The sequence below is a fragment of the Mesorhizobium sp. M0500 genome, assembly GCF_040321165.1.
Lineage (GTDB): Bacteria > Pseudomonadota > Alphaproteobacteria > Rhizobiales > Rhizobiaceae > Mesorhizobium.
On record NZ_JAMYRB010000004.1, the window covers coordinates 275,886 to 296,992 of the forward strand.

21 protein-coding genes and 1 pseudogene are annotated in these 21,107 nt (G+C 63.7%); 10 read left to right on the plus strand and 12 right to left on the minus strand.

Annotation, left to right across the window (positions count from 1 at the left end; translation table 11 throughout):
• Window positions 1-12 precede the first annotated feature (12 nt).
• The 4 genes from NKI70_RS10800 to NKI70_RS10815 all read right to left on the minus strand — a co-directional run bounded on the left by NKI70_RS10800 (window position 13) and on the right by NKI70_RS10815 (window position 2,493).
• Window positions 13-615: a CDP-alcohol phosphatidyltransferase family protein gene (locus NKI70_RS10800; RefSeq protein ID WP_352724573.1), complete on the minus strand. Its 603-nt coding sequence runs from the start codon at window positions 613-615 to the stop codon at window positions 13-15.
• Window positions 616-721: 106 nt separating this feature from the next.
• On the minus strand, window positions 722-1,402 hold the full coding sequence (locus NKI70_RS10805) for a hypothetical protein (protein WP_352724575.1): 681 nt from the start codon (window positions 1,400-1,402) through the stop codon (window positions 722-724).
• Between the two features lie 63 nt (window positions 1,403-1,465).
• Window positions 1,466-1,987 carry an Hsp20/alpha crystallin family protein gene (locus NKI70_RS10810; RefSeq protein WP_352724577.1) on the minus strand — a complete coding sequence of 174 codons (522 nt, stop codon included), beginning with the start codon at window positions 1,985-1,987 and terminating at the stop codon, window positions 1,466-1,468.
• Between the two features lie 29 nt (window positions 1,988-2,016).
• Window positions 2,017-2,493 carry an Hsp20 family protein gene (locus tag NKI70_RS10815; protein WP_352724578.1) on the minus strand — a complete coding sequence of 159 codons (477 nt, stop codon included), beginning with the start codon at window positions 2,491-2,493 and terminating at the stop codon, window positions 2,017-2,019.
• A gap of 346 nt (window positions 2,494-2,839) precedes the next feature.
• Here NKI70_RS10815 and NKI70_RS10820 point away from each other — a divergent pair, with 346 nt between their 5' ends.
• Together NKI70_RS10820 and NKI70_RS10825 are read left to right on the plus strand one after the other, a co-directional pair.
• The gene (locus tag NKI70_RS10820; protein ID WP_245274651.1) at window positions 2,840-3,052 is read left to right on the plus strand and encodes a hypothetical protein; all 213 of its coding nucleotides are present in this window, start codon (window positions 2,840-2,842) and stop codon (window positions 3,050-3,052) included.
• Between the two features lie 138 nt (window positions 3,053-3,190).
• The gene (locus tag NKI70_RS10825; RefSeq protein ID WP_352724579.1) at window positions 3,191-3,460 is read left to right on the plus strand and encodes a DUF982 domain-containing protein; all 270 of its coding nucleotides are present in this window, start codon (window positions 3,191-3,193) and stop codon (window positions 3,458-3,460) included.
• 111 nt (window positions 3,461-3,571) lie between these two features.
• Here NKI70_RS10825 and NKI70_RS10830 read toward each other — a convergent pair whose 3' ends face one another.
• Window positions 3,572-3,841, minus strand: a complete 270-nt coding sequence (locus NKI70_RS10830; protein ID WP_023718102.1) for an usg protein — start codon at window positions 3,839-3,841, stop codon at window positions 3,572-3,574.
• A gap of 338 nt (window positions 3,842-4,179) precedes the next feature.
• On the opposite strand from NKI70_RS10830, the gene NKI70_RS10835 reads away from it, so the two are divergent.
• Both NKI70_RS10835 and groL read left to right on the plus strand, forming a co-directional pair.
• Complete coding sequence (locus tag NKI70_RS10835) at window positions 4,180-4,494, plus strand: co-chaperone GroES (RefSeq protein ID WP_352457303.1); 315 nt, start codon at window positions 4,180-4,182, stop codon at window positions 4,492-4,494.
• A gap of 57 nt (window positions 4,495-4,551) precedes the next feature.
• The gene (gene groL / locus NKI70_RS10840) at window positions 4,552-6,183 is read left to right on the plus strand and encodes a chaperonin GroEL (RefSeq protein WP_352569187.1); all 1,632 of its coding nucleotides are present in this window, start codon (window positions 4,552-4,554) and stop codon (window positions 6,181-6,183) included.
• Window positions 6,184-6,559: 376 nt separating this feature from the next.
• On the opposite strand, the gene NKI70_RS10845 is transcribed toward groL, so the two are convergent.
• The 6 genes from NKI70_RS10845 to NKI70_RS10870 all read right to left on the minus strand — a co-directional run bounded on the left by NKI70_RS10845 (window position 6,560) and on the right by NKI70_RS10870 (window position 12,744).
• Complete coding sequence (locus NKI70_RS10845) at window positions 6,560-7,057, minus strand: GNAT family N-acetyltransferase (RefSeq protein WP_352571366.1); 498 nt, start codon at window positions 7,055-7,057, stop codon at window positions 6,560-6,562.
• 90 nt (window positions 7,058-7,147) lie between these two features.
• A complete protein-coding gene (locus NKI70_RS10850) occupies window positions 7,148-7,516 on the minus strand; it encodes an endonuclease domain-containing protein (protein ID WP_352571365.1) in 369 nt (122 codons plus the stop codon).
• A 240-nt stretch (window positions 7,517-7,756) separates the two neighbouring features.
• Window positions 7,757-8,773, minus strand: a complete 1,017-nt coding sequence (locus NKI70_RS10855; RefSeq protein WP_352571364.1) for an ABC transporter permease — start codon at window positions 8,771-8,773, stop codon at window positions 7,757-7,759.
• On the minus strand, window positions 8,770-10,338 hold the full coding sequence (locus NKI70_RS10860; RefSeq protein ID WP_502896743.1) for a sugar ABC transporter ATP-binding protein: 1,569 nt from the start codon (window positions 10,336-10,338) through the stop codon (window positions 8,770-8,772). The genes NKI70_RS10855 and NKI70_RS10860 overlap by 4 nt, the downstream gene beginning before the upstream one ends.
• A gap of 220 nt (window positions 10,339-10,558) precedes the next feature.
• A complete protein-coding gene (locus tag NKI70_RS10865; protein ID WP_023675680.1) occupies window positions 10,559-11,509 on the minus strand; it encodes a substrate-binding domain-containing protein in 951 nt (316 codons plus the stop codon).
• A gap of 227 nt (window positions 11,510-11,736) precedes the next feature.
• Window positions 11,737-12,744: an aldo/keto reductase gene (locus NKI70_RS10870; RefSeq protein ID WP_352724580.1), complete on the minus strand. Its 1,008-nt coding sequence runs from the start codon at window positions 12,742-12,744 to the stop codon at window positions 11,737-11,739.
• 184 nt (window positions 12,745-12,928) lie between these two features.
• Here NKI70_RS10870 and NKI70_RS10875 point away from each other — a divergent pair, with 184 nt between their 5' ends.
• Window positions 12,929-13,153 carry a hypothetical protein gene (locus NKI70_RS10875; RefSeq protein ID WP_023675682.1) on the plus strand — a complete coding sequence of 75 codons (225 nt, stop codon included), beginning with the start codon at window positions 12,929-12,931 and terminating at the stop codon, window positions 13,151-13,153.
• A 155-nt stretch (window positions 13,154-13,308) separates the two neighbouring features.
• A complete protein-coding gene (gene ligD / locus NKI70_RS10880; protein ID WP_352699801.1) occupies window positions 13,309-15,804 on the plus strand; it encodes a DNA ligase D in 2,496 nt (831 codons plus the stop codon).
• Window positions 15,805-15,812: 8 nt separating this feature from the next.
• Here the strand turns inward: ligD and NKI70_RS10885 are convergent, their stop codons facing one another.
• Window positions 15,813-17,000: a Fic family protein gene (locus NKI70_RS10885; RefSeq protein WP_352571360.1), complete on the minus strand. Its 1,188-nt coding sequence runs from the start codon at window positions 16,998-17,000 to the stop codon at window positions 15,813-15,815.
• 472 nt (window positions 17,001-17,472) lie between these two features.
• Between NKI70_RS10885 and ku the strand changes: the two genes are divergently transcribed.
• From ku to NKI70_RS10905, 4 genes and pseudogenes are all read left to right on the plus strand, one after another.
• A complete protein-coding gene (ku, locus tag NKI70_RS10890) occupies window positions 17,473-18,384 on the plus strand; it encodes a non-homologous end joining protein Ku (RefSeq protein WP_352638110.1) in 912 nt (303 codons plus the stop codon).
• Between the two features lie 59 nt (window positions 18,385-18,443).
• Entirely contained in the window at window positions 18,444-19,475 is a 1,032-nt protein-coding gene (locus NKI70_RS10895) for a tetratricopeptide repeat protein (RefSeq protein ID WP_352699877.1), read from the plus strand.
• A gap of 185 nt (window positions 19,476-19,660) precedes the next feature.
• Window positions 19,661-20,305, plus strand: coding sequence for an alpha/beta hydrolase family protein (locus tag NKI70_RS10900; RefSeq protein WP_352699803.1), 645 nt, complete (start codon window positions 19,661-19,663; stop codon window positions 20,303-20,305).
• Window positions 20,306-20,314: 9 nt separating this feature from the next.
• A pseudogene (locus NKI70_RS10905) lies at window positions 20,315-21,084 on the plus strand (exodeoxyribonuclease III).
• Window positions 21,085-21,107 lie beyond the last annotated feature (23 nt).

The following is a 21,107-nucleotide window of genomic DNA, read 5'->3' on the forward strand; positions in this document are numbered from 1 at the left end:
CGAGACCCGAATTCAGCTGCCGCTCCCGTTAAGGCCGCTGTGTATCCGGTTGATGGCGGTCGCCAGCGAGAGTGTAGCCATGGCCGGAAACACGAGCGTCGTGAGCGCCGGGAGCCACAGGCCGGACGCGATAAGCACGGCGAGGATGCCAAGCGCCAGCGCCCGGTCGCTTTTGCCGAACGGGCCGGCATAGCTGCGCCCCGCTCCGGCCGCGATGCCGAGCACGCCGGCGAATTCCGCAATCACCGCCGCGATCGCAAATGCGACGACGCCCCAGACAGGAAAAATGACGGCAAAGGCCAGGATCAAAGCGAGATCGGAGACAACATCGCAGAACTCGTTGAGATACATGCCGAGCTTCGAGGCCTGGCCATGTTCCCTTGCGAGCATACCGTCGATCGCATTCAGCGCCATTCGCGTAAACAGCACGAGCGGCATCAGCAGAAAGACCACGCGGTGGCCGTCAAGGGCTGCCACCACAAGGCCGGTGGCGAGCGAGAGGGCAGCGGCCAGCAACGTGATCTGGTTGGCGGTGACGCCGGCTCTGGCCAGTCCGTCGGCAAGCGGCCGCAACCTGGCCTGGAAGGCCGGTTTCAGCGCATAAAGCGTCGGCATGTGCGAACCCCCCGGCCGCGGTGCAAAGTGATGTTGGCGAGGATGGTCAATTGGCGCGCAAGACGCAAGGGCGGCGCCCACCACTTTCCGCAAACTTGCCGGGCGGCTATGTCCTCGCTTTGACCGTGTCGCCCGGGAACAGGGCGGGCAAACTTTGTTCGGCCGCCGTCCAGGCGCGATTATGGTAACGCCGCAGGATGAGAATGCATGCGGCGAAGACCAGCAGCCCGCAAATCACGCCGCGCGTCATGCCCCCGCCAAACGCAGACTTTACAACGATGCCGGTGAAGACGCCGGCGATGGCGCCATTGATCGTGCCCACCATCCCCGCGGTGGTCATGAAATATTGCAGCGGCGAGGGTCTGAGACCTTTGTCGACCAGCACCGCCGAGGGGTCGTCATGCGTGGAATTGACGAGGTATCTTTGCAGGACGGGCGCCAGTTCGACGAAATAGTGGCGGATCCTGGCCATCCCGCGGGCATGCACCATGTCCTCGATGGCAACCTGCACCGCGCGCACGAAGGTGACCAGTCCGATGAAGAAAAGGCAAGGCAGCAAGATCAGGCTGAACAACACGAACGGCCTGCCCATCTCCGTGACCTGCGCGACGAAGGACAAGGCAATCGTTGCGCTCGAGACCGAGGTCAGGAACAGATCGGCTCTCTGGTTCGCTTCCTGAATGGTCGCGGCGCGAGCGTTTTGCAGGACGAAATGCTCGGTCGTCAGGCACTGCAGGGCGTGCTGCGCCTGGTCAGGCGGAACCGGAGCGTCGGGAGAACGGGTCATCGACATTTGCCCGCTTCTGCCCGCCGGAACCGGCAGGCAGAAGGGGTGTCGTCCTACGAGCCGTCAGGACTTGCCGTCGCCGCCGCTGATGGCGATACGCTTGGCCTTTGCCTGGGCGCGCTCCGTCTTGGGCAGCGTCACGCTGAGCACACCGTTCCGGAACGCGGCGTTCACCTTGTCTTCGTCGACTTCGTAGCCGAGCGGGATACGCCGCTCGAAACGGCCATAGAAGCGTTCGGAGAACTGCCTGTCCTTGTCCTCGGTCTCTTCGCGCTTCTCGCCGCGCAGCGTCAGCACGCCGTCATCGAGCAGCAGCTCGACGTCCTTCGCGTCCATGCCGGGGATCTCGGCGGTGACGCGGATCTCCTTTTCGCCATCGGCGATGTCGATACTGGGCCAGCTGACGCGGGCAGCGGAGAAGCCACCGAGCGACGGCAGCCGCGTGTCGAAGCCGCGGAACGCCTCGTCGAACAGGCGGTTCATTTCGCGATGCAGCGTCAGGAAGGGATCGCGATCGGCGTCACGGAACAGGCTGGGGGCGTGATTGTTCTCCCGGCCCCAGGGAATGAGATCACGAATAGCCATTGCATAGTCTCCTTTCTCGACTGGTGCATTCAGGCAGCCTGCTTGTTTGCTTCGACCTGCGCGACCTTTGGCCCGGTCTTCGGCGAGGCGACATCGGTCGCGATGGCGATGCGCCGAGGCTTCATCTCCTCGGGCACCTCACGTACCAGATCGATGCTGAGCAGGCCGTTGTCGAGCGAGGCGCCTGCGACCTTGACGTGATCGGCAAGCTCGAAACGGCGGGTAAAGGGCCGTGTGGCGAGGCCATGATGCAGATACTCCGCGTTGTCCGGCTCCTTGTGCTGGCCGGAGACAATCAGGAGGTTGGGTTCATGGGTGATTTCGAGGTCGTCCTCGGAAAACCCGGCTACGGCGATAGTGATGCGGTAGTTGTTCTCGCCGCTGCGCGCGATGTCATAGGGCGGCCAGGCGTCGAAAGCCTGCGGCGCATTTTCCAGCAGGTTGAAGACGCGGTCGAAGCCGATGCTCGACCGATAGAGCGGGGAAAAGTCGAATGCGGTTCTCATAGCTACATCCTCCATCGAGCAACATAGATACGAGGAGCGCCAAAGAGCTGGCGCTCCCTGGCTTCGCCGGCCCCATTTCGGCGACCGGTGCCTTCGATCTGGTTATTGTCCGCCGCAAGTCAAGACCCGGTGGCTTTCGCTTTGCCGGTTTTTTGGGGCCGGTTTTCGGTCGGCTCGGCGAGGCTGCCAATCCCCCTTTTTGCGGCGAGATGTCCGGCAGGAGATTGCCTGTTTGGTTTCAATCGCCAACGCTGACTTCCCCGGCCGGTTATTGTCTGCAGCAGGTCAAGACCCAGATTTCTTGTGTTGCCGGGCCCGTTCCCGGCACTCGCAGATGGAGCTGACCATGACACGCGACGAGATCATTTCTGTGCTGGGCCCGGTCGACGAAGCCGTGATCGCCGACATTGCGGCGACGGACGGGACGGTCCAGGAATTGCGCGAGGCCCTGGCCTGGATCGCCGCCGACGAGGCGTTGGTGAACGAGGGCCGACCGCTGCCGACGGCAAGAGTAGCGACGCTGATCGAACTGCTGCAAGGGCCCGACGAGGAGGAATAACCGGCTGTTGCCGCGATGCTCTTGAACCGCGCAGAGAGACGAACCATGTCCTTCAGCGGCGCCGGCCGGCCGCCGGTGCCTGCCAGCATAACGTTGCTTGCTCAAACAAGAAGACGATCAGAAAACAAGGAGGAAGTGATGGACGACGTCCGCTTTGCCGAGCCAATCACGTTGAAATTCCAATCCAGCGAGCGCAAGGTCGCCAGCAGTTGGGAAGCTATCGAATGCATGCGCCAGCAGTGGCCGGACCGTGCACGCGGCCGGAGTTGGCGCGCCGCCTATCGGACCTGCCGCGACGCGCTCCACGGCTGGCGCACCGCGCGTGATGCGCGCAAGGCCTTCGTCAGGGCGGCGCGCAAGGCTGGATTGCTCGCATCGGCCCGCAAGCCTGTCGACCACGCCGGCTAGCCCGGACCCCTCCGACATTGTGAGACCCAAAACAAGTGGGGGAGAGTTAGCTACCTCTCTCCCCCGCTTCGGAGACTTTGTCCGCTGTCTAGCGGCTGATCGGGTTGCTCCTCAGTGGACGGTAATAATGCCGTTTACGGCCCGCCATTCGGAGGGCTGGATCAGGTGATGATGGGCGACGCGCACCGAATGCAGCGGGCCTTCGATCTCGCGCTCCCAGAAATCGAGGAAATGCTTCAGCGTCGGGAAATCAGGGGCGATATCGTATTCCTGCCAGATATAGAGCTGAAGCAGGCTTCGATGGTCGGGCAGACGGTAGTGGATCTCCGCCGTGGTGAGGCCAAACCCTTGCATCTGGAGCTGAAAGTCCCTGCTGGTCATGCAATCCTTCCTTTCCCAATGAACCTCGGTCTGCAAAACGCCTCGCCTTCCACATAGGTTCCAGCCGCCGCAAGCGGCTCAGGAGACGGACAGATTTGGAAATCCGGCCGGGTCATCGCGCCGGAGACGGCGAATGTGCGAACAATTACAGCGTATTGGCACTCTCAGGCGTCGAGTGCTAAAATTTTTGCATTATCCTCTTGAAAGCTGAAAAAAGCGCGACTAGTTCGTATGCGCGCGATGCCTGATGAAGGGGTCGCGCACCCCGTGCCGGGCCGATATTGCCGGTCCGGTCAGGAGGATGTTCGAAAATCTGTTTGTCCCGAGAGGAGAACGACATGGCGTTCCGTCCATTGCATGACCGCATCCTAGTCCGCCGCATCGAGGTCGACGAAAAGACAGCGGGCGGCATCATCATCCCCGACACCGCCAAGGAGAAGCCGCAGGAGGGCGAGGTCATTGCCGCCGGCCCCGGCGCGCGCGACGACAGCGGCCAGTTGCAGCCGCTCGACGTCAAGGTCGGCGACCGCATTTTGTTCGGCAAATGGTCCGGCACCGAGATCAAACTCAATGGCGAGGATCTGCTCATCATGAAAGAGAGCGACGTGCTGGGCGTGATCGAAGCCACGGGCGAAATGAAGAAGGCTGCCTGAGCGGGGCCTGAACAAGCATTCCAGTCAACGAAAAGCTGCCTATCGAGGAGTGTTCCAATGGCTGCCAAAGATGTGAAATTTCATACCGAAGCCCGCGAGAAGATGTTGCGCGGCGTCGATATCCTTGCCAATGCGGTGAAGGTGACGCTCGGTCCCAAGGGCCGCAACGTTGTCTTGGACAAATCGTTCGGCGCGCCGCGCATCACCAAGGACGGCGTGACGGTGGCGAAAGAGATCGAGCTTGAGGACAAGTTCGAGAACATGGGCGCGCAGATGGTGCGCGAGGTCGCCTCGAAGACCAGCGATACCGCCGGCGACGGCACCACGACCGCGACGATTCTTGCTCAGGCCATCGTCAGGGAAGGGGCCAAGGCCGTCGCTGCCGGCATGAACCCGATGGACCTGAAACGCGGCATCGACAAGGCGGTCGACGCCGTCGTCGCCGACCTGAAATCCAATGCCCGCAAGGTGACCAGGAACGACGAAATCGCCCAGGTCGGCGCCGTCTCTGCCAATGGCGATGCCGAGATCGGCCGCTTCCTCGCCGAGGCGATGGAAAGGGTTGGCAATGAGGGCGTCATCACTGTCGAAGAAGCCAAGACCGCCGAGACCGAGTTGGAAGTGGTCGAAGGCATGCAGTTCGACCGTGGCTATCTCTCGCCTTATTTCATCACCAACCAGGACAAGATGCGCGTCGAACTCGAAGAACCCTATGTGCTGATCCACGAGAAGAAGCTCTCCAACCTCCAGGCCATGCTTCCCGTGCTCGAAGCCGCCGTGCAATCCGGCAAGCCGCTGCTGATCATTGCCGAGGACGTCGAAGGCGAGGCGCTGGCGACGCTTGTCGTCAACAAGCTGCGCGGTGGCCTGAAGGTTGCAGCTGTCAAGGCGCCGGGTTTTGGTGACCGCCGCAAGGCCATGCTCGAAGACATTGCCATCCTGACCGGCGGCACGGCGATCTCGGAAGACCTCGGCATCAAGCTCGAGAACGTCACACTGGAGATGCTCGGCCGCGCCAAGAAGGTGCTGATCGAGAAGGAAAACACCACCATCGTCGACGGCGCCGGCCGCAAGGATGAAATCCAGGCGCGCGTCAGCCAGATCAAGGCGCAGGTCGAGGAAACCACCTCCGACTACGACCGCGAGAAGCTGCAGGAGCGGTTGGCCAAGCTCGCAGGCGGTGTCGCCGTCATCCGTGTCGGCGGCTCGACCGAAATCGAGGTCAAGGAGCGCAAGGATCGCGTCGACGATGCAATGCACGCCACACGCGCGGCGGTCGAGGAAGGTATCCTGCCCGGCGGTGGCGTGGCGCTGCTGAGGGCGGCGAAGGCGCTCGACAATATCGAGGTCGACAATCCGGACCAGAAGACCGGCGTCGAGATCGTGCGTCGCGCGATCGAGGCCCCGGTGCGCCAGATCGCCGAAAATGCCGGCGCCGAAGGTTCGATCATCGTCGGCAAGCTGCGCGAGACGGCCGATTTCGGCTATGGCTGGAACGCGCAGACCAACGAGTTCGGCGACCTCTACAGTCAAGGCGTCATCGACCCGGCCAAGGTCGTACGCACTGCCCTGCAGGGTGCCGCCTCTGTTGCCGGCCTGCTGGTGACGACCGAGGCGATGGTGGCCGAGAAGCCGAAGAAGGAAACGCCCATGCCTCCGATGCCCGGCGGTGGCGGCATGGACTTCTAAGGCCAGGCTTCCAAAGCGCGACTTCGAAACGGCAGATGGACCGTGTCCGCCTTCGTCGCCCTCGCCCGCCGCAACGACCTGCTTGCGCCGCAGACGAGCGGGATGGTTGCCGGCGAGAGCGTTGCTGGCGCGACGGTTGCCGACTGGGCAACGCGCGCACAGCGCGTCAACGCCGGTCTGAGCGGTCGGAGAAGTCGCCAATCTCCCCCTTGAGGGAGAGATGTCGCCGAAGGCGACAGAGAGGGTCGGTACGTCCTGGCGCGACGCCCTGTGGGACGAAAGAGAAGGTTGGCGCTTCACGCGAGGCGCCCCCCTCTGTCCTGCCGGACATCTCCCCCTCAAGGGGGGAGATTACGCGCTCAGCCGCTTTCGCTTGCTAAGCCCGTGGTAGCAGCCGGCGCATGATCAGCGAGGCGTGGCCGCCCACGCCGTGTGCAGCCGGCCGGCGCTCGACGACCTCGAAGCCGTGCTTGCGATAGAAGGCGATTGCGCGGTCGTTGCCCTCGATCACTTCCAGGGCGATGCTGGGAATACCCGCATGCGCGGCAAGAACGGCATGCAGCAGGTCGGCGGCAAGGCCGGTGCCGTACTCGCTTTTGTCTATATGGAGCCGCTCGAGCATGACCTCGCCTTTGTCGTCCATCGCGGCCATCGCATAACCGGCGAGCGAGCCGTCAGCCCGCTCGGCGACGAAGGACATCTTGCTGTCGTCCCTGAGCTCGGCCGCCAGCCGCTCCGGCGCGTGCCTCTCATCCGACAGCCGCGCCGTGGTCTCGGCACCCAGGATCGGCGAATAGGTGTAGCGCCAGGACCCTCCAAGCAGCCGCGACACCGCCGGAACGTCCTGTTCGGTCATGGTTCTTATCTGGGTCATTGGCACCTCGCCTCAGAAACCTGCCCCTTTTGAGCGGAGATGTCCGGCAAGACAGAGAGGTGCTGTCCCGCCGACCCTGCACGGCTGAGTTCAGCGCACATCCGCGCCGGCCACCATGACTATGTGCTGGCAGACATTATCGATATCGCGAATGACGTCGTCGTTCCAGAACCGCAGGATAGTCCAGTCCAGCGCTTCAAGCCGTGCGCTTCTGGTAGCGTCCCATATTGAGGCATCGGCCCGGGCATGCTGGGAGCCATCCAGTTCGACAATCAGCTTTTTGTCCGGGCAGGCAAAATCGACAATATGGCCTGCAATTGGCATCTGCCGCCGAAATGCCAGCCCCATGAGTCGATGCGCCCGGACCTCATTCCAGAGCTTCAGCTCGGCAGCCGTCATGGCCTTGCGCATCTTGCGCGCATTGCCGCGGTTACGGGGAGGTACGGGATAGTGATTCACTACTTCTATTCCTCAGCGCGAAACTTGCCCATCTTCTCTATGCTGCGCTTGAACACCCCCTCTGTCCTGCCGGACATCTCCCCCTCAAGGGGGGAGATTGGCAGCTTCGCCGAAAGTTCTCCCTTCTTTAGAGATTGGCGAAAGCTGGAGCGACGTCCAATCTCCCCCTTGAGGGGGAGATGTCCGGCAGGACAGAGGGGGGGTGCTGGCCCGCCGACCTGGATAGGTATGGCACCTGTATCACCGCCTCACCCGCGATTTCAGCCAGCGATCGAAGGCCACCGCGAGGATGAGGATCAGGCCGATGACGATGCTTTGCGTGTAGGACGAGACGTTGTTGAACTGCAGCCCGTTCTGCAAGACGCCGATCAGTCCTGCACCGACCACCGTGCCGCCGACGCTGCCGATGCCGCCGAACAGCGAGGTGCCGCCGATAACGACCGCCGAGATCACCGTCAACTCGTAGCCGATGCCGGCGACGGCTTCGGAGGAGTTGAGCCGCGCCGACAAAACGAAGGCGGCAAGGCCGGCGAAGAAGCCGACGATGATGTAGACCGAGATCAGGATGCGGTCGACACGCAGGCCGGAGAGCCGTGCCGCCTCGGCATTGCCGCCGACGGCATAGACCGCGCGGCCGTAACGTGTGTAGCGCAGCACGATATGGCAAAGGATCGCGGCAATCGCGAAGATGATCGCCGGCACCGGCACCGGGCCGATCAGGCCGGTACCGAACCAGCGCATCGAGGCGTCGAAGCCGGAGATCGGGCCGCCATTGGAAATCGTCAAGGTCAGGCCGCGAAACACGGTGAGGCCGCCGAGCGTGACGACGAAGGGCGGCACTTTCAGCCTGGTGATGGCAAAACCCTGGACGCCGCCGGCCATGGCGCCGACGACGACGGCGGCGAGAAGGGCGGCGAACCAGCCGTAGCCTTGCGTGCCAGACGTCGACAGCGACAGCGTGTTGGCGGTGCCGCCTTTGGCCACCACCGCCGCGACCATGCCGCAGAAGGCGAGCAGCGAGCCGACCGACAGATCGATACCGGCCGTCAGGATGACGAAGGTCATGCCGAGCGCGATCAGCCCGGTGATCGAGATCTGGCGCATGATGTTGAACAGGTTGATCGGGTCGATGAAGCTCGGCTTCAGCACGGTGAAGACGACAATCAGCAACGCCAGGAACATCAGCGGGCCGAAGCTCATCAGCAGGCGCGCAAGATTGACGCCGCCGCGCTGGCTTCGTTCGGTCGTGCTGGTCATTGCGTTGCTTCCTGCTTCTGGTCGAGCGCCATCAGTTCCATCAGTTTCTCCTCGGTCGCCTCGATGCCGGGCATCTCGCCGGTAATGCGCCCGCGCCGCATGGTGACGATCCTGTCCGACACCGCAAGCACTTCGGGCAGCTCGGACGAGATCATCATGATGGCGATGCCGCGTGCCGCGAGCTCTACCAGGATCTGGTGCACCTCCGCCTTGGCGCCGACATCGACACCACGCGTCGGTTCATCGACGATCAGCACCTTGGGATCGCGTGCCAGCCAGCGGGCAAGGATGACCTTCTGCTGGTTGCCACCGGATAGTCCCTCGATCGCCTGCTCGGGCGAGGCCATGCGGATCGACAGCGTCTTCCTGTAGTTCGCCAACGCCTCGCGCTCTCGCCGCTCGGCCATGAAGCCGACATTGGAGTAGCGGTCGAGCGCGGCGATCGAGAAATTGGTGAGGATGGCGAGTGCTGCGAAGATTGCCTGGTGCTTGCGGTCTTCCGGAACCAGCCCGATGCCGAGCTCGATGGCGTCGGCGGGTGAGGCGGGCGCGATCGGCTTGCCGTCGAGCATGATGGTGCCGGCTGCAATGCGGTCGGCGCCGAAGATGGCGCGGGCGAGCTCGGTGCGGCCGGAGCCGACGAGCCCGGCGACGCCGAGGATTTCGCCCGCCTTGAGGTCGAGATCGACGCCTTCGAGCACGATGGCGTGCGGCGCCTGCGGATCGCGCACCGTGCGCAGGCCGCGCACCGAGAGCCGGACGTCGCCGGCGACATCGCGCTGCGTCGGCCTGGCATAGAGCTCGGAAGCGGCACGGCCGACCATCTTCTCGATGATCTTCGGCAACCTGATCGGCCCGCCTTCGCGGTCGAGATGGCCGGCCAGCCTGCCGTCGCGCAGCACCGTCATGCGGTCGCAGATCGCCGATGCCTCCTCTAGCCGGTGGGTGACGAACATGATGGCGACGCCATCCTTGCGCAGCCGGTCCATGATCGACATCAGCCTGTGCACTTCGGTTTCGGTCAGCGCCGAGGTCGGCTCGTCCATGATGATCAAGCGGCTCTTCAGCGATAGCGCGCGGGCGATCTCGACCAGCTGCTGCTCGGCCACCGACAATGCGGAAACCGGCGTCGCCGGGTCGAGGTCGAGACCGACGCGGGCGATGATCGCGCGCGAATCTTGCTCCATTCGCCGCCAACTCACCAGCCCGAACCGGCCGAGCGGCGCGCGGCCGATGAAAATATTCTCCGCCACGGTCAGCGTGGGGATCAGGCTCAGTTCCTGGTAGATGGTGACGATGCCGTGGCGCTTGGCATCCTGCGGATTGTGCGGATTGAATTCGACACCGTCGAAGACGATGCGACCACTGGACGGCGGCATCACGCCGGACAGGATCTTGAGCAGCGTCGATTTGCCGGCGCCGTTCTCGCCGAGCAGGCCGAGTATCTCGCCGGGGCGGACTTCGAGCGAAACGTCGTTCAGCGCGGTGACGCCGGCAAAGCGCTTGGTCACGCCCTCGACGGTGAGCAGGGCGGGAGAGGGCGCGATGGCGGCTGCCTTGGGCAAAGTTTGCTCCTCGATCATTCGGTTGTCACGCAAGGCTGGCGGGGCAGCGCCCCCCTCTGGCCTGCCGGCCATCTCCCCTCAAGTGGGGAGATTGGCAGCTTCATTGGCTTCGCCTCTTCTGCAAGATCGAAAACTAGCGAAAGCCGACGTGACATCCAATCTCCCCCCTTGAGGGGGAGATGGCCGGCAGGCCAGAGGGGGGCTGTCCCGTCGGCTTCGCCTACTTCGTCTCGCCCAGCCTCTCCGCCTTGTCGAGATTGTCCTTGCCGATGACGATCGGCGTCAAAAGCACCAGCTTTTCCTTTGGCTCGGTCTTGTCCCTGGCGTAAGCGACCGCGATCTGCACGGCGGTGCGCGATTGTTCGCCGGGGAATTGCTCGACCGTGCCGGCCAGTTTGCCGTCGCGCACGGCGACCAGCGCTTCGGGAAGCGCGTCGAAGCCATAGATTTTGACGTCGGTGAAGTTGCGCGCCGCGCAGGCTTCAACCGCGCCAAGCGCCATGTCGTCGTTGGCGCAGATGATCGCGTCGGGCTTGCCGTTGGCGGCAAGGCCGGCCTCGGTGACGGACAGCGCCTCGGCGCGGGCGAAGTTGGCGGTCTGCTCGAAGATGATCTGGTACTTGTCCTTCATGGGATCGAGGACGTTGTGCACACCCTTGTTACGGTCGATCGCCGGGCCGGCGCCGGGCTGACCCTGCAGATGGAAGATCTTGGCGCCGTTCGGGAACGCCGCCACCATGGCCTGTGCTTCGGCCTCGCCGCCCTTGACATTGTCGGCGCCGACATGGGCGAGGATGCCTTCGACGCCTTCGACGCGGCGGTCGATGGTGACGACGGGAACGCCGGCCTTGACCGCTTCCTCGATGGCTGGGGCCAGCGCGTTGACGTCGAGCGGCGAGATGACGATGGCGTTGACCTTCTGCACCAGCGCCGCTTCGATATCGGCGGTCTGCTTGGGCGCCGAATTCTGGCCGTCGCTCTCGACCAGGTTGACGCCTTGCGCCTGGGCCTCAGCTTTGATCTGGTTCAGCATGTGCACGAAGAATGGAAAGCCGAGGCTCGGCACCGAACCAAGGATGGTCAGCTTGTCCTGCGCAAAAGCCAGTCGCGGAGCGGCTAGCGCCAAGGCGCCCATCGCCGCCGACGACAGCAGGAATTCACGTCTGTTGATCAATTTAGTCTCCTCCCAGATGAGCGCATGACCCCGAAACCGGAATGGGTTTTCCGGAAGGTTCCTTGCGTCGATTCAAAAATGGAGTGTCCTTTGAGCGCCCAACTCGCTTTGAAGGGACGCACGGCGCTCCAGCCGGTCCACCGCGACGTTCTCCTCCGCTCGGTGCCTGCCGGCGGATGCTAGCCAAGGCCGGAGCTTTGCGCAAGAACGGGGGCAGGCAAGACCTACCGATCGATCATCACCATGGTGCGCTCGCCGTAGCGCGGCCCGGCGACCTTTCCCGGCGCCAGCGCGTCGTCGAGCACTTGCATCTCGGCTGGGTCGAGCCTGATCGAAGCCGCGGCGACGTTCTCCTCGAGGTATTTTCTGCGCTTGGTGCCGGGGATCGGGACGATGTCGATGCCGAAGTCGCTCCCCTTGTGGAGCAGCCAGGCCAGCGCGATCTGACCTGGCTTGACGGGCTTCGCCGCGGCGATGTCGAGTACCGTGGCCGCCGCCCGCATGTTGGCGTCATAGTTGGCGCCCTGGTAGCGCGGATCGCCGCGCCGGTAATCGCCCTCCGGATAGTCTTCGGCGCGCCTGACATCGCCGGTGAGAAAACCGCGGCCGAGCGGCGAGAACGGCACCAGGCCGATGCCGAGCTCTTTCAGCAGCGTAATGATTTCCGGCTCCAGATTGCGCTCCCACAGCGAATATTCGCTCTGCACGGCCGACACCGGATGCACGGCATGCGCCCGGCGGATATTGGCGGCGCCGGCTTCAGAGAGGCCGAAGAAGCGGACCTTGCCCTGAGCGATCAGCTCGCCGACAGCGCCCGCCACATCCTCGATCGGCACCGCCGGATCGACGCGGTGCTGATAGAGGAGGTCGACGTGGTCGGTGGCGAGCCTCCTCAGCGAACCTTCCAAAGCCTCGCGGATATGTTCGGGCCGGCTGTCGCGCTCGGTGCCGACTTGCTTGCCGTTTTCAATGCGGAAGCCGAATTTCGTCGCGATCGTCACCTCATCGCGCCGGCCCTTCAGCGCGCGGCCGAGCAGTTCCTCGTTGGTGAACGGCCCGTACACTTCCGCGGTGTCGAGGAAGGTGCAGCCGAGTTCGATGGCGCGGTGCAGCGTGGCGGTCGATTCCGCCTCGTCGGCCGGGCCGTAGGACTGGCTCATGCCCATGCAGCCGAGACCGATTGCCGAGACTTGCAGCCCCTGGCTGCCGAGTTTGCGCATCGTCACTGTCATGTGAAGCTCTCCGGACCAGCATCGCGTTCCAAGCCGCCAGGGCAATATAGCGCACCGGCTCGATTTCCACAGAGCGGGAGGCGCCACCGCGCGAGGGCTCAGTGCGGCCGCCAAATTGACAGCCGAGCCGCTCTCGGCCATCCTTAAGGCACGCCGCCTTGCGGCTTGTGCGTGAGTAACCAGCATGGCCAGTTCCGTCGCCAGTCAGAAATCCAAGCGCGCCGCGGTGCGGAACGCGCTCGACCGCCACAAGGTGTACATCACTGCGCAGCGTTTTTCGGCCGGCAGCTACAGCGCGCGCGTGCTGGTCGACGGCGAGGCCTATTGGGTCGACGAATTCCGGCTCAGCCAGCTGCAGCAGGGCCTGTCGCCGGCCGAACTCGAATTGACGCCGGCCACCGACGATTGAGCGGCGTGACCTGCCATCCTTCGTCATCCCAGGGCGGAGCAGGAGCTAAGCGACGTCGCGGAGACCCTGGGATCCATGCCGTGACATTGGAGCGCCGCTGCGATGGGATTTTGATGCCGCGCTCGTTGCTTTTGCCCACCACCCGCGCCTAGTCCATGCCAGCTCCTTCGAAGCTCAAGGCTTATCGCGCCAAGCGCGAGTTCACGAGGACGCCGGAACCAGCCGGCGGTCTGGTTGAGGGCAATCGTTTCGTTGTCCACAAGCATCACGCCACCGCCGACCACTACGATCTGCGCCTGCAGGTCGGCGACGTGCTGAAGAGCTGGGCGGTGCCGCGCGGCCCGTCGCTCAACCCCGCCGACAAACGGCTGGCGGTCGAGACCGAGGACCATCCGCTCGAGTATATCGACTTCGAAGGTGTCATTCCCGAAGGCGAATATGGCGGCGGGCCGATGATCGTCTGGGACACCGGCGTCTGGGCGCCGATGGACGATGTCGAGAAGAGCCTGCGCACCGGTTCCTTCAAGTTCCGCCTCGCCGGCGAAAAGCTGAATGGCGGCTGGATGCTGACGCGGCTGAAACCGAAGCCCGGCGACGATGAGGGCAAGAAGAACTGGCTGCTGTTCAAGGAGCGCGATCTCGCCGCCGACGCCAAGCTCGACATACTGGAAGCCCGGCCGGAAAGCGTCAAATCCGGACGCCGCATCGAGGAGCTGGTGGCAACGCCGAAGCCTGCCGCCAAACCTGCCAGGCCGGTGGTGCTGAAACCCGGCGCTTTGCCGGGCGCCGTCAAGGCGCCGCCGCCTTCCCGGATCGAGCCGCAGCTGACCACGCAGGTTCCGAAGCCGCCGGGCGGCGATGACCCAGCGGCCCGAACGCGCGAAGCCTGGCTGCACGAGATCAAGTTCGACGGCTACCGCACCATGGCGCATGTTTCCGATGGGAAGGTCAGGCTGATCACCCGCGCCGGCCTCGACTGGACGAAGCGCTATGGCGACCTTCCGCTTGCCTTCGCCAGGCTGCCGTGCCGCGAGGCGATCATCGACGGCGAGGTCGTCGCGCTCGACGCCAAGGGCATCAGCCGCTTTGCCCTTTTGCAGGATGCGCTGGCCGAAGGCGCCGGCAACAAGCTCCACTTCTATGCCTTCGACCTTCTCTATCTCGACGGCTGGGACCTGAGGCAAGTGCCGCTCCGCCGGCGCAAGACGCTGCTTTCGCAGCTGCTGTCCGGTCTCGGCGCCAACTCCGCCATCCAGTACAGCGATCACGCCGAGGGCGACGGCCAGGCGCTTTATGACCAGGCATCGGAAATGGGGCTGGAGGGCGTCGTCTCGAAACGTGCTACGGCGGTCTACCAGAGCGGCCGCACCAAGACCTGGACCAAGACCAAGGCGCTTCAGACCGGCGATTTCGTTATCGCCGGCTACACAGTCTCCGATGCGGCCGAGGGGCTGGCCGCACTCGGCCTCGGCGAATTCGAGGATGGCGAATTGCACTATCGCGGCAAGGTCGGCACCGGCTTCGACGCCGCCACCGCCGGCGAGTTGCTGGCGCGGCTGGAGCCGTTGCGCGCCGGGGCATCCGCGCCCGAAGGGGTTCCCCGCGAAATCATGCGCGAGATGAACTGGGTGCGGCCGCTGCTTTCGGCGCATATCCACTACGCCAACCGGACCACCGACAATGCGCTGCGCCATGCCGTGTTCCGCGGCCTGCGCGACGTCGGCCTGTCGACGCCGGTTTCGGCCAAGCGCAAGCGGCTGATCGCCGAGGCCGACCTCGCCACCATCTGGGTGACCAACCCGACGCGACGGCTGTTCGGCAAGACCGGCCCGACCAAGCTCGACATTGCCGTCTATTACGCGCTGGTCGGCGATTTCATGCTGCCGCACATTCTCGGCCGGCCGGTGTCGCTGGTGCGCTGCCCGACCGGCAGGCCGCAGGACTGTTTCTTCCAGCGCCACGCCTTCACCGGCATGCCGTCCTCTGTGGCGACTTTCGAAGCGACCAATTCGGAGGGCGAGACCAAATCCTATCTCTCGGTGGAAGACGCCAAGGGCTATCTGGCGCTGGCGCAGTTCGGTGTCGTCGAGTTCCACACCTGGGGCACCCATCGCACGCGGCTCGACAAGCCGGACCTGATCGTTTTCGACCTCGACCCGGGCGAGGGGATCGCCTGGCGCGAGGTGGTTGAGGCGGCGGTGCACATTAAGGGCGAGCTGGAAGCGCTAGGGCTGGTGCCGTTCGCCAAGACGTCCGGCGGCCACGGCATCCACATATCAGTGCCGGTGACGCAAAAGCAGAACTGGAAGAAATTGCACCAGGCGACCAGCGCCATCTCGACGCATCTTGCCGCCACCGCGCCCGACACTTTCACCACCACCATGGGCAAGGATAACCGCAAGCGGCGTATCTTCATCGATTATCACCGCAATGCGCGCGGCCACACTTCTGCGGCTCCCTATTCGCTGCGCGCCCGCACCAATTTGCCGGCCTCGACGCCGGTGAGCTGGAGCGATCTGGAATCCATCGACGCTCCGCAGGATCTGAATTATTCGTCGCTGCCGGGCCTGCTGGCGACGTCAGGCGATCCCTGGGCCGACATGGAAGATTTCGCCAGGGATTTGCCGCCGGTTGGACCTGAGGCTGGCTGACTGTTGATTCATGTTTCGGGAAACAGCCTCGGGAACAGCGTGTCCAAGGCCTTGGCGGGAAAGCGCAGGGATACCGGCCCTTTGGGCGTCTCGGATTCCAGCAGCCCAAGCGAAATGACATCATTGAAAACCCGCCGCGCGGTCCGCTCGGGCAGTCCGGTAATGCGCGAGATTTCGCCTCGCTCGAATTCGCCGCGTATCAGCGCCTCTTCCAGCAGACGGCTGGCTTCCGGCTTCAACTCGCTGCTTGTAGCGTAGGCGCGAAGACGCTTTGCCAGCGTGGCGAGATCAAAAAGGCCGGACATGAAGGTCACTTGGTCAACACAGACGCGCAGGAACCACAGGGTGAAATCCGCTAGCGCGCGCTGTGAGAGATTGCCTCTGCCGTCGAGATCGCCCTGGCGCGGCATGTCGGCATGATCCATCATGGTCTTGTAGTCTTTGCGACTCTTCAGCCCTCGCGCCAGTCCACGTGAAATCGACCACAATCCATGAGCGGCGATACCTGCCTCATGTGCCATCGCATGGCTCATCAAGCGGCTGACGCGCCCGTTGCCGTCGGGAAATGGATGGATGAAATTGAAGCGATGATGCGCAGCAGGAATGGCGAGTATCCGGCCTGCCTTGCCGAGCTTTGCGAAGCCGTAGCGCGTTTCGAAATAGCACATGAAATCGTCGACGCGGACGCTGGATGGCGGTTGATGCCTGCCGACCGCAACATCGTGCTCAAGTTTCGATCGCCATTCCCCGGGCACCATGAGAAATTCGCGCCCTGCACCCTTGACACGCAGCATGAGTTCCTCGGCATCCCGATAGAATTCCTGATGCAGCCACAGGATGAAGGCGCGGGAAGCCGGATCAGGTAATCGGCCCCGCGCAGCCATCCGGTCGATCTCGGCCTGGAGCCTGACGTGAGTGGCGGCTTCAAGTTGCAGGTTCCGCCGTTCCTCATCCTTGTCGAAATTTCCTGCCAGCGCGCGCTCGATGTCGCGCGGACGCGTGTCATGGCCCTCTATGAGGTTGCTGTAATAGGTATTCATGATGCGCACGAGATCGGCGAGGTTGGCAGCTGTACGGGGATGAAGGCTGCCGCCCAACGTAGCGGACGCCGCCGACAATTCCGCCAGGGCATCCGAGATTTCCTCGGATACTTCCTCCAGACGGGCCGGTTCGATCCGCTGTACGCTTTCTTCCATGGTACGGCTGCCTCCAATTTTTGGCCGATCTTCAGAATTAATAAGTACATAATCATAAATAGTTTTTTTCTAGATTAATAGAAAAATTGGCCGATCATTTGGCCGATTGTCTGCCAGCCGGCCGGCGATCGGTCATGGCCGATCGCAAACGGCGTTATCAGATTGAAACTCCAGCATCAAAGCGGGTCGAGGCACAGGTTTGGCCGATCTTTTGGCCGCTGCACAGAGCCGTCCGGTAGAATGGTGACGGCGGTGCGCCGGTCCGATCTGCAATCCATCGACGCTCCGGAAAATTTGAATTATTCTTCGCCACGGATCCCTTGCCTGCAGGCGGCTCTCAGCGGAGGAAGATTTCGCTAGGGATTTGCCGGTATTGTAAGGGGCAATGTAGGATTTCGGCAGTCCCGTTCGTCCTCCGGACGAATGAACGCTGCGAACAGTTCGACAGCACAAGGCCGCGTAGGAGTATTTCATGGCGCCCAGGGCAAGTTGGAAAGGTTACCTCAAGCTCAGTCTGGTCAGCTGTCCGGTCCGGCTCTATCCGGCGACCAGCGCCAGCGAGCGCATCAGCTTCAACCAGCTGCACAAGAAGACGCACAACCGCATCAACATGAAGCCGGTCGACCCCGAACTCGGGCTGGTCGAGCGTTCAGACCTGGTCAAGGGCTACGAATACGAGGACAAGCAGTACATCATCATCGAGGACTCCGATCTCGATGCGGTACGCATCGAATCCAATCATACGATGAACATAGAGGCCTTTGTCGACGAGCATTCGGTCGACGTCATCTATCAGGACGCGCCCTATTACCTGGCGCCGGACGGCGCAATGGCCGAGGAGACCTTCGCCGTGCTGCGCGAAGCCATGCGCAAATCCGGCAAGCTGGCGATCGCCCGCCTGGTGCTGTCCAGCCGCGAGCGCGTGGTGACGATCGGCGCGCGCGAGAACGGCATGTTCGTCTGCACCTTGAGGAATCCGAACGAAGTGCGTGCCACGGCTGAGTATTTCGGCAATATCCCGGCCGGAAACCCCGATCCCGAAATGCTGCAATTGGCCGAGGCGCTGATCAAGCAGAAGGAAACCACCTTCGAACCGAAGAATTACGAGGACCGCTACGAGATCGCGCTGATGGCGATGATCCGCGAGAAGCTGAAGGGCCATAAGCCGATCATCGCGGCGGCCCCCGAGCGCGGCAATGTCATCAATCTCATGGATGCGCTGAAGGCGAGCCTGTCCCAATCGGCCAAGCCGCCGGCCAAGTCCAAGAGCAAGGCCGATGAGGCGACGAAACCGGCAGCCAAAGCAAAGTCCGCCAAGGGCGGCGCCAAGGAAAACCCGCTCAAGGCCAATCTGCTGCAGGCCGTCGGTAAGAGCAAAGGGTGACGGCGCCCACTGGCACGATCTTCGGCACTATCGGCGCGCTCGCGGCGTTTCCGCTTCGCATGGCGGCGCGCGAGGTCGCGCGCCGGCAGGGCCAATTGCGGCGCGGAGTCACCAGACGGACCACCCATGTGGTATTCGGGCGGACGTTCCTCGCCAAGGCCGATGATGCCGAGATTGAGCGCCGCGTCGTCACCGAGCGCGCGGCCGGGCGCAAGCTGGTCAGCGAGAACGGCTTCCTGCGCCTGCTCGGCCTGATGAAAGCGCCGGAGGCTTCGGCGCTGTCGCGGCAGTCGCTGATCGACCAGTCGCGGCTGACCGGCGAGGATCTCGACCTTTTGTCGCTGTTCGATGCCTTCGAGCATGATTGCGAACCGTATTCCTTTCGCGACCTGATCCTCGCCCGCAAATATGCCGGGCTGGTTGCCGGCGGCGCCTCATGGGGGGCGATTGCGCGCTCGGTGCACCGGTCGGGCCCGGTCGCCTCGCTCACCGCCAAGTCGCTCGCCGTCGGCTCACAGCATGGGCGGGCCGATGCGATCTATCTCGAGGGCGGCCAGAGCGAACTCGACGGCCAGCTGCTGTTCGATCTGGGAACGCAGGATGACGACACGCTGGAAGAGCTGTTCGCCGATGCCGAGGCGGCGGAAGGGGCTGAAGACCACGAGCAGGCGGCGGCGCTCTACCGGCGCTGCCTGGTCATCGACCCAAGCGATGCCATCGCCGCTTTCAACCGCGCCAACTGCCTGCGCGCCGCCGGCCACGCGGCCGAGGCGGCGCACGACTATGCCCGCGCGATAAAGCTCGATCCCGGCTTCGTAGAGGCCTGGTTCAATCTCGCCGGGCTGATGAGCGAAGAGGGGCGGGCGGCGTCGGCGCGCCGGCATTTGCTCAAGGCGATCGCACTCGATCCCAATTATGCCGACGCGGTATTCAACCTTGCGAGGCTGGAGTTCGACGCCGGCAATCTCGCCGAGGCGCGGCGTCGCTGGGTGCGCTACCTCGAACTCGATCCCAACTCCGAATGGGCGCGCACGGCCGCCAAGGGGATACAGTTCGTGGATTTGCAGCTGGCGCGGATGTCGGCGGGGTGAGGTAGTAGCGCCTCCTTCTCCCCTTGTTGTGGGAGAAGGTGGATCGGCGCGCAGCGCCGAGACGGTTGAGGGGTGTTGGAAGAAATGAGGCGTCGGCGTTCCCTGGAACACCCCTCATCCGACCGAGCTTCGCTCGGCCACCTTCTCCCACAAGGGGAGAAGGGGTCACCAGCGTTGGAGTCCCCATGACAACCTTCCTCTTCGACGGCCCCGACACCGCCCCAATCACCATCTTGCTCGCCCATGGCGCAGGCGCTCCTATGGACTCCCCCTCGCTGACAGCCACGGCAAAGGCGCTCGCGGCGGCCGGCTTCCGCCTTGCGCGCTTCGAATTCCACTACATGGCGGCCCGCCGCTATGGCCACCGCAAGCCGCCGCCGCGCGCCGAGACGGTTAACCCGGAATACGTCAAGGCGATCGCCGACCTCCGGGCGAAGGGCGTGAAGGGTCCGCTGATCATCGGCGGCAAGTCGATGGGCGGACGCGTCGCTTCGATGATCGCCGACGAGATGTTTTCAAAGGGCGAGATCTCGGGCCTGCTTTGCCTTGGCTATCCCTTCCATCCGCCGGGCAAACCGACGCAGCTTCGGACAAAGCACCTCGCCGATCTCAAGACGCCGACAGTGATCTTCCAGGGCACGCGCGACGAGTTCGGGACCAAAGACGAGGTCGCGACCTATGCTCTGTCCGACGCAATCGAGATTTTCTGGCTGGAAGACGGCGACCATGATCTGAAGCCGCGCAAAAACATCTCCGGCTTCTCCACCGCCGATCATCTGAAGACGCTCGCTGAAGCAGTGAAAGCGTGGACCGAACGCATCGTGCGCTGAAGCAGGCCGATGAAGATCGCCACCTTCAACGTCAACAACATCAACAGCCGGCTGCCGAACCTGCTCGCATGGCTGGCCGCCGCCAAACCCGACATCGCCTGCCTGCAGGAGCTCAAGGCGAGACAGACGCAGTTTCCGCGCACTGCGCTGGCGGCGGCCGGCTACGGCGCGGTTTGGGTCGGGCAGCCGACCTGGAACGGCGTCGCCATCCTTTCGCGTGGCGCAGAACCCGTTCTGACCCGCGAGGCGCTGCCCGGCGACGATAGCGACCAGCAGGCGCGCTACATCGAAGCTGCGGTCAACGGCATCGTCGTCGCCTGCCTCTACGCGCCGAACGGCAATCCGCAGCCCGGCCCGAATTCCAGTACAAGCTCAAATGGCACGAAAGGCTGGAGGCGCATGCGGCGCAGTTGCTCGACACCGGCCTGCCGGTGGTGCTGGCCGGCGACTACAACATCGTGCCCGAGCCGCGCGACATTTACCCGACCCGCTCCTATGACGACAACGCGCTGGTCCAGCCGGAAAGCCGCGCATCGTTCCAGCGGCTGCTCGATCAGGGCTGGCTTGACGCGCTGCGCAAGAAGCACCCGAACGAGACGCTCTACACATTCTGGGATTACCGCCGCAACCGCTGGCCGCGCGATGCCGGCCTGCGCCTCGACCATATCTTGCTCAGCAAGAAGCTGTCGCGCCGGCTGGTAGCGGCGGGCATCGACCGCGACGTGCGTGGCGAGACCGGCGCCAGCGACCACGCGCCGGTCTGGGTGGAATTGAAGTGAGGGGGACATTGGCCGTCATTGGC

Coding starts and splice junctions, on each gene's coding strand:
- NKI70_RS10810 (WP_352724577.1), bottom strand. CDS start 1,987: ATGGCTATTCGTGATCTCATTCCCTGGGGCCGGGAGAACAATCACGCC.
- NKI70_RS10820 (WP_245274651.1), top strand. CDS start 2,840: ATGACACGCGACGAGATCATTTCTGTGCTGGGCCCGGTCGACGAAGCC.
- groL (WP_352569187.1), top strand. CDS start 4,552: ATGGCTGCCAAAGATGTGAAATTTCATACCGAAGCCCGCGAGAAGATG.
- NKI70_RS10855 (WP_352571364.1), bottom strand. CDS start 8,773: ATGACCAGCACGACCGAACGAAGCCAGCGCGGCGGCGTCAATCTTGCG.
- NKI70_RS10815 (WP_352724578.1), bottom strand. CDS start 2,493: ATGAGAACCGCATTCGACTTTTCCCCGCTCTATCGGTCGAGCATCGGC.
- NKI70_RS10900 (WP_352699803.1), top strand. CDS start 19,661: ATGACAACCTTCCTCTTCGACGGCCCCGACACCGCCCCAATCACCATC.
- ligD (WP_352699801.1), top strand. CDS start 13,309: ATGCCAGCTCCTTCGAAGCTCAAGGCTTATCGCGCCAAGCGCGAGTTC.
- NKI70_RS10825 (WP_352724579.1), top strand. CDS start 3,191: ATGGACGACGTCCGCTTTGCCGAGCCAATCACGTTGAAATTCCAATCC.
- NKI70_RS10805 (WP_352724575.1), bottom strand. CDS start 1,402: ATGACCCGTTCTCCCGACGCTCCGGTTCCGCCTGACCAGGCGCAGCAC.
- NKI70_RS10895 (WP_352699877.1), top strand. CDS start 18,444: ATGGCGGCGCGCGAGGTCGCGCGCCGGCAGGGCCAATTGCGGCGCGGA.
- ku (WP_352638110.1), top strand. CDS start 17,473: ATGGCGCCCAGGGCAAGTTGGAAAGGTTACCTCAAGCTCAGTCTGGTC.
- NKI70_RS10835 (WP_352457303.1), top strand. CDS start 4,180: ATGGCGTTCCGTCCATTGCATGACCGCATCCTAGTCCGCCGCATCGAG.
- NKI70_RS10830 (WP_023718102.1), bottom strand. CDS start 3,841: ATGACCAGCAGGGACTTTCAGCTCCAGATGCAAGGGTTTGGCCTCACC.
- NKI70_RS10800 (WP_352724573.1), bottom strand. CDS start 615: ATGCCGACGCTTTATGCGCTGAAACCGGCCTTCCAGGCCAGGTTGCGG.
- NKI70_RS10885 (WP_352571360.1), bottom strand. CDS start 17,000: ATGGAAGAAAGCGTACAGCGGATCGAACCGGCCCGTCTGGAGGAAGTA.
- NKI70_RS10870 (WP_352724580.1), bottom strand. CDS start 12,744: ATGACAGTGACGATGCGCAAACTCGGCAGCCAGGGGCTGCAAGTCTCG.
- NKI70_RS10845 (WP_352571366.1), bottom strand. CDS start 7,057: ATGACCCAGATAAGAACCATGACCGAACAGGACGTTCCGGCGGTGTCG.
- NKI70_RS10875 (WP_023675682.1), top strand. CDS start 12,929: ATGGCCAGTTCCGTCGCCAGTCAGAAATCCAAGCGCGCCGCGGTGCGG.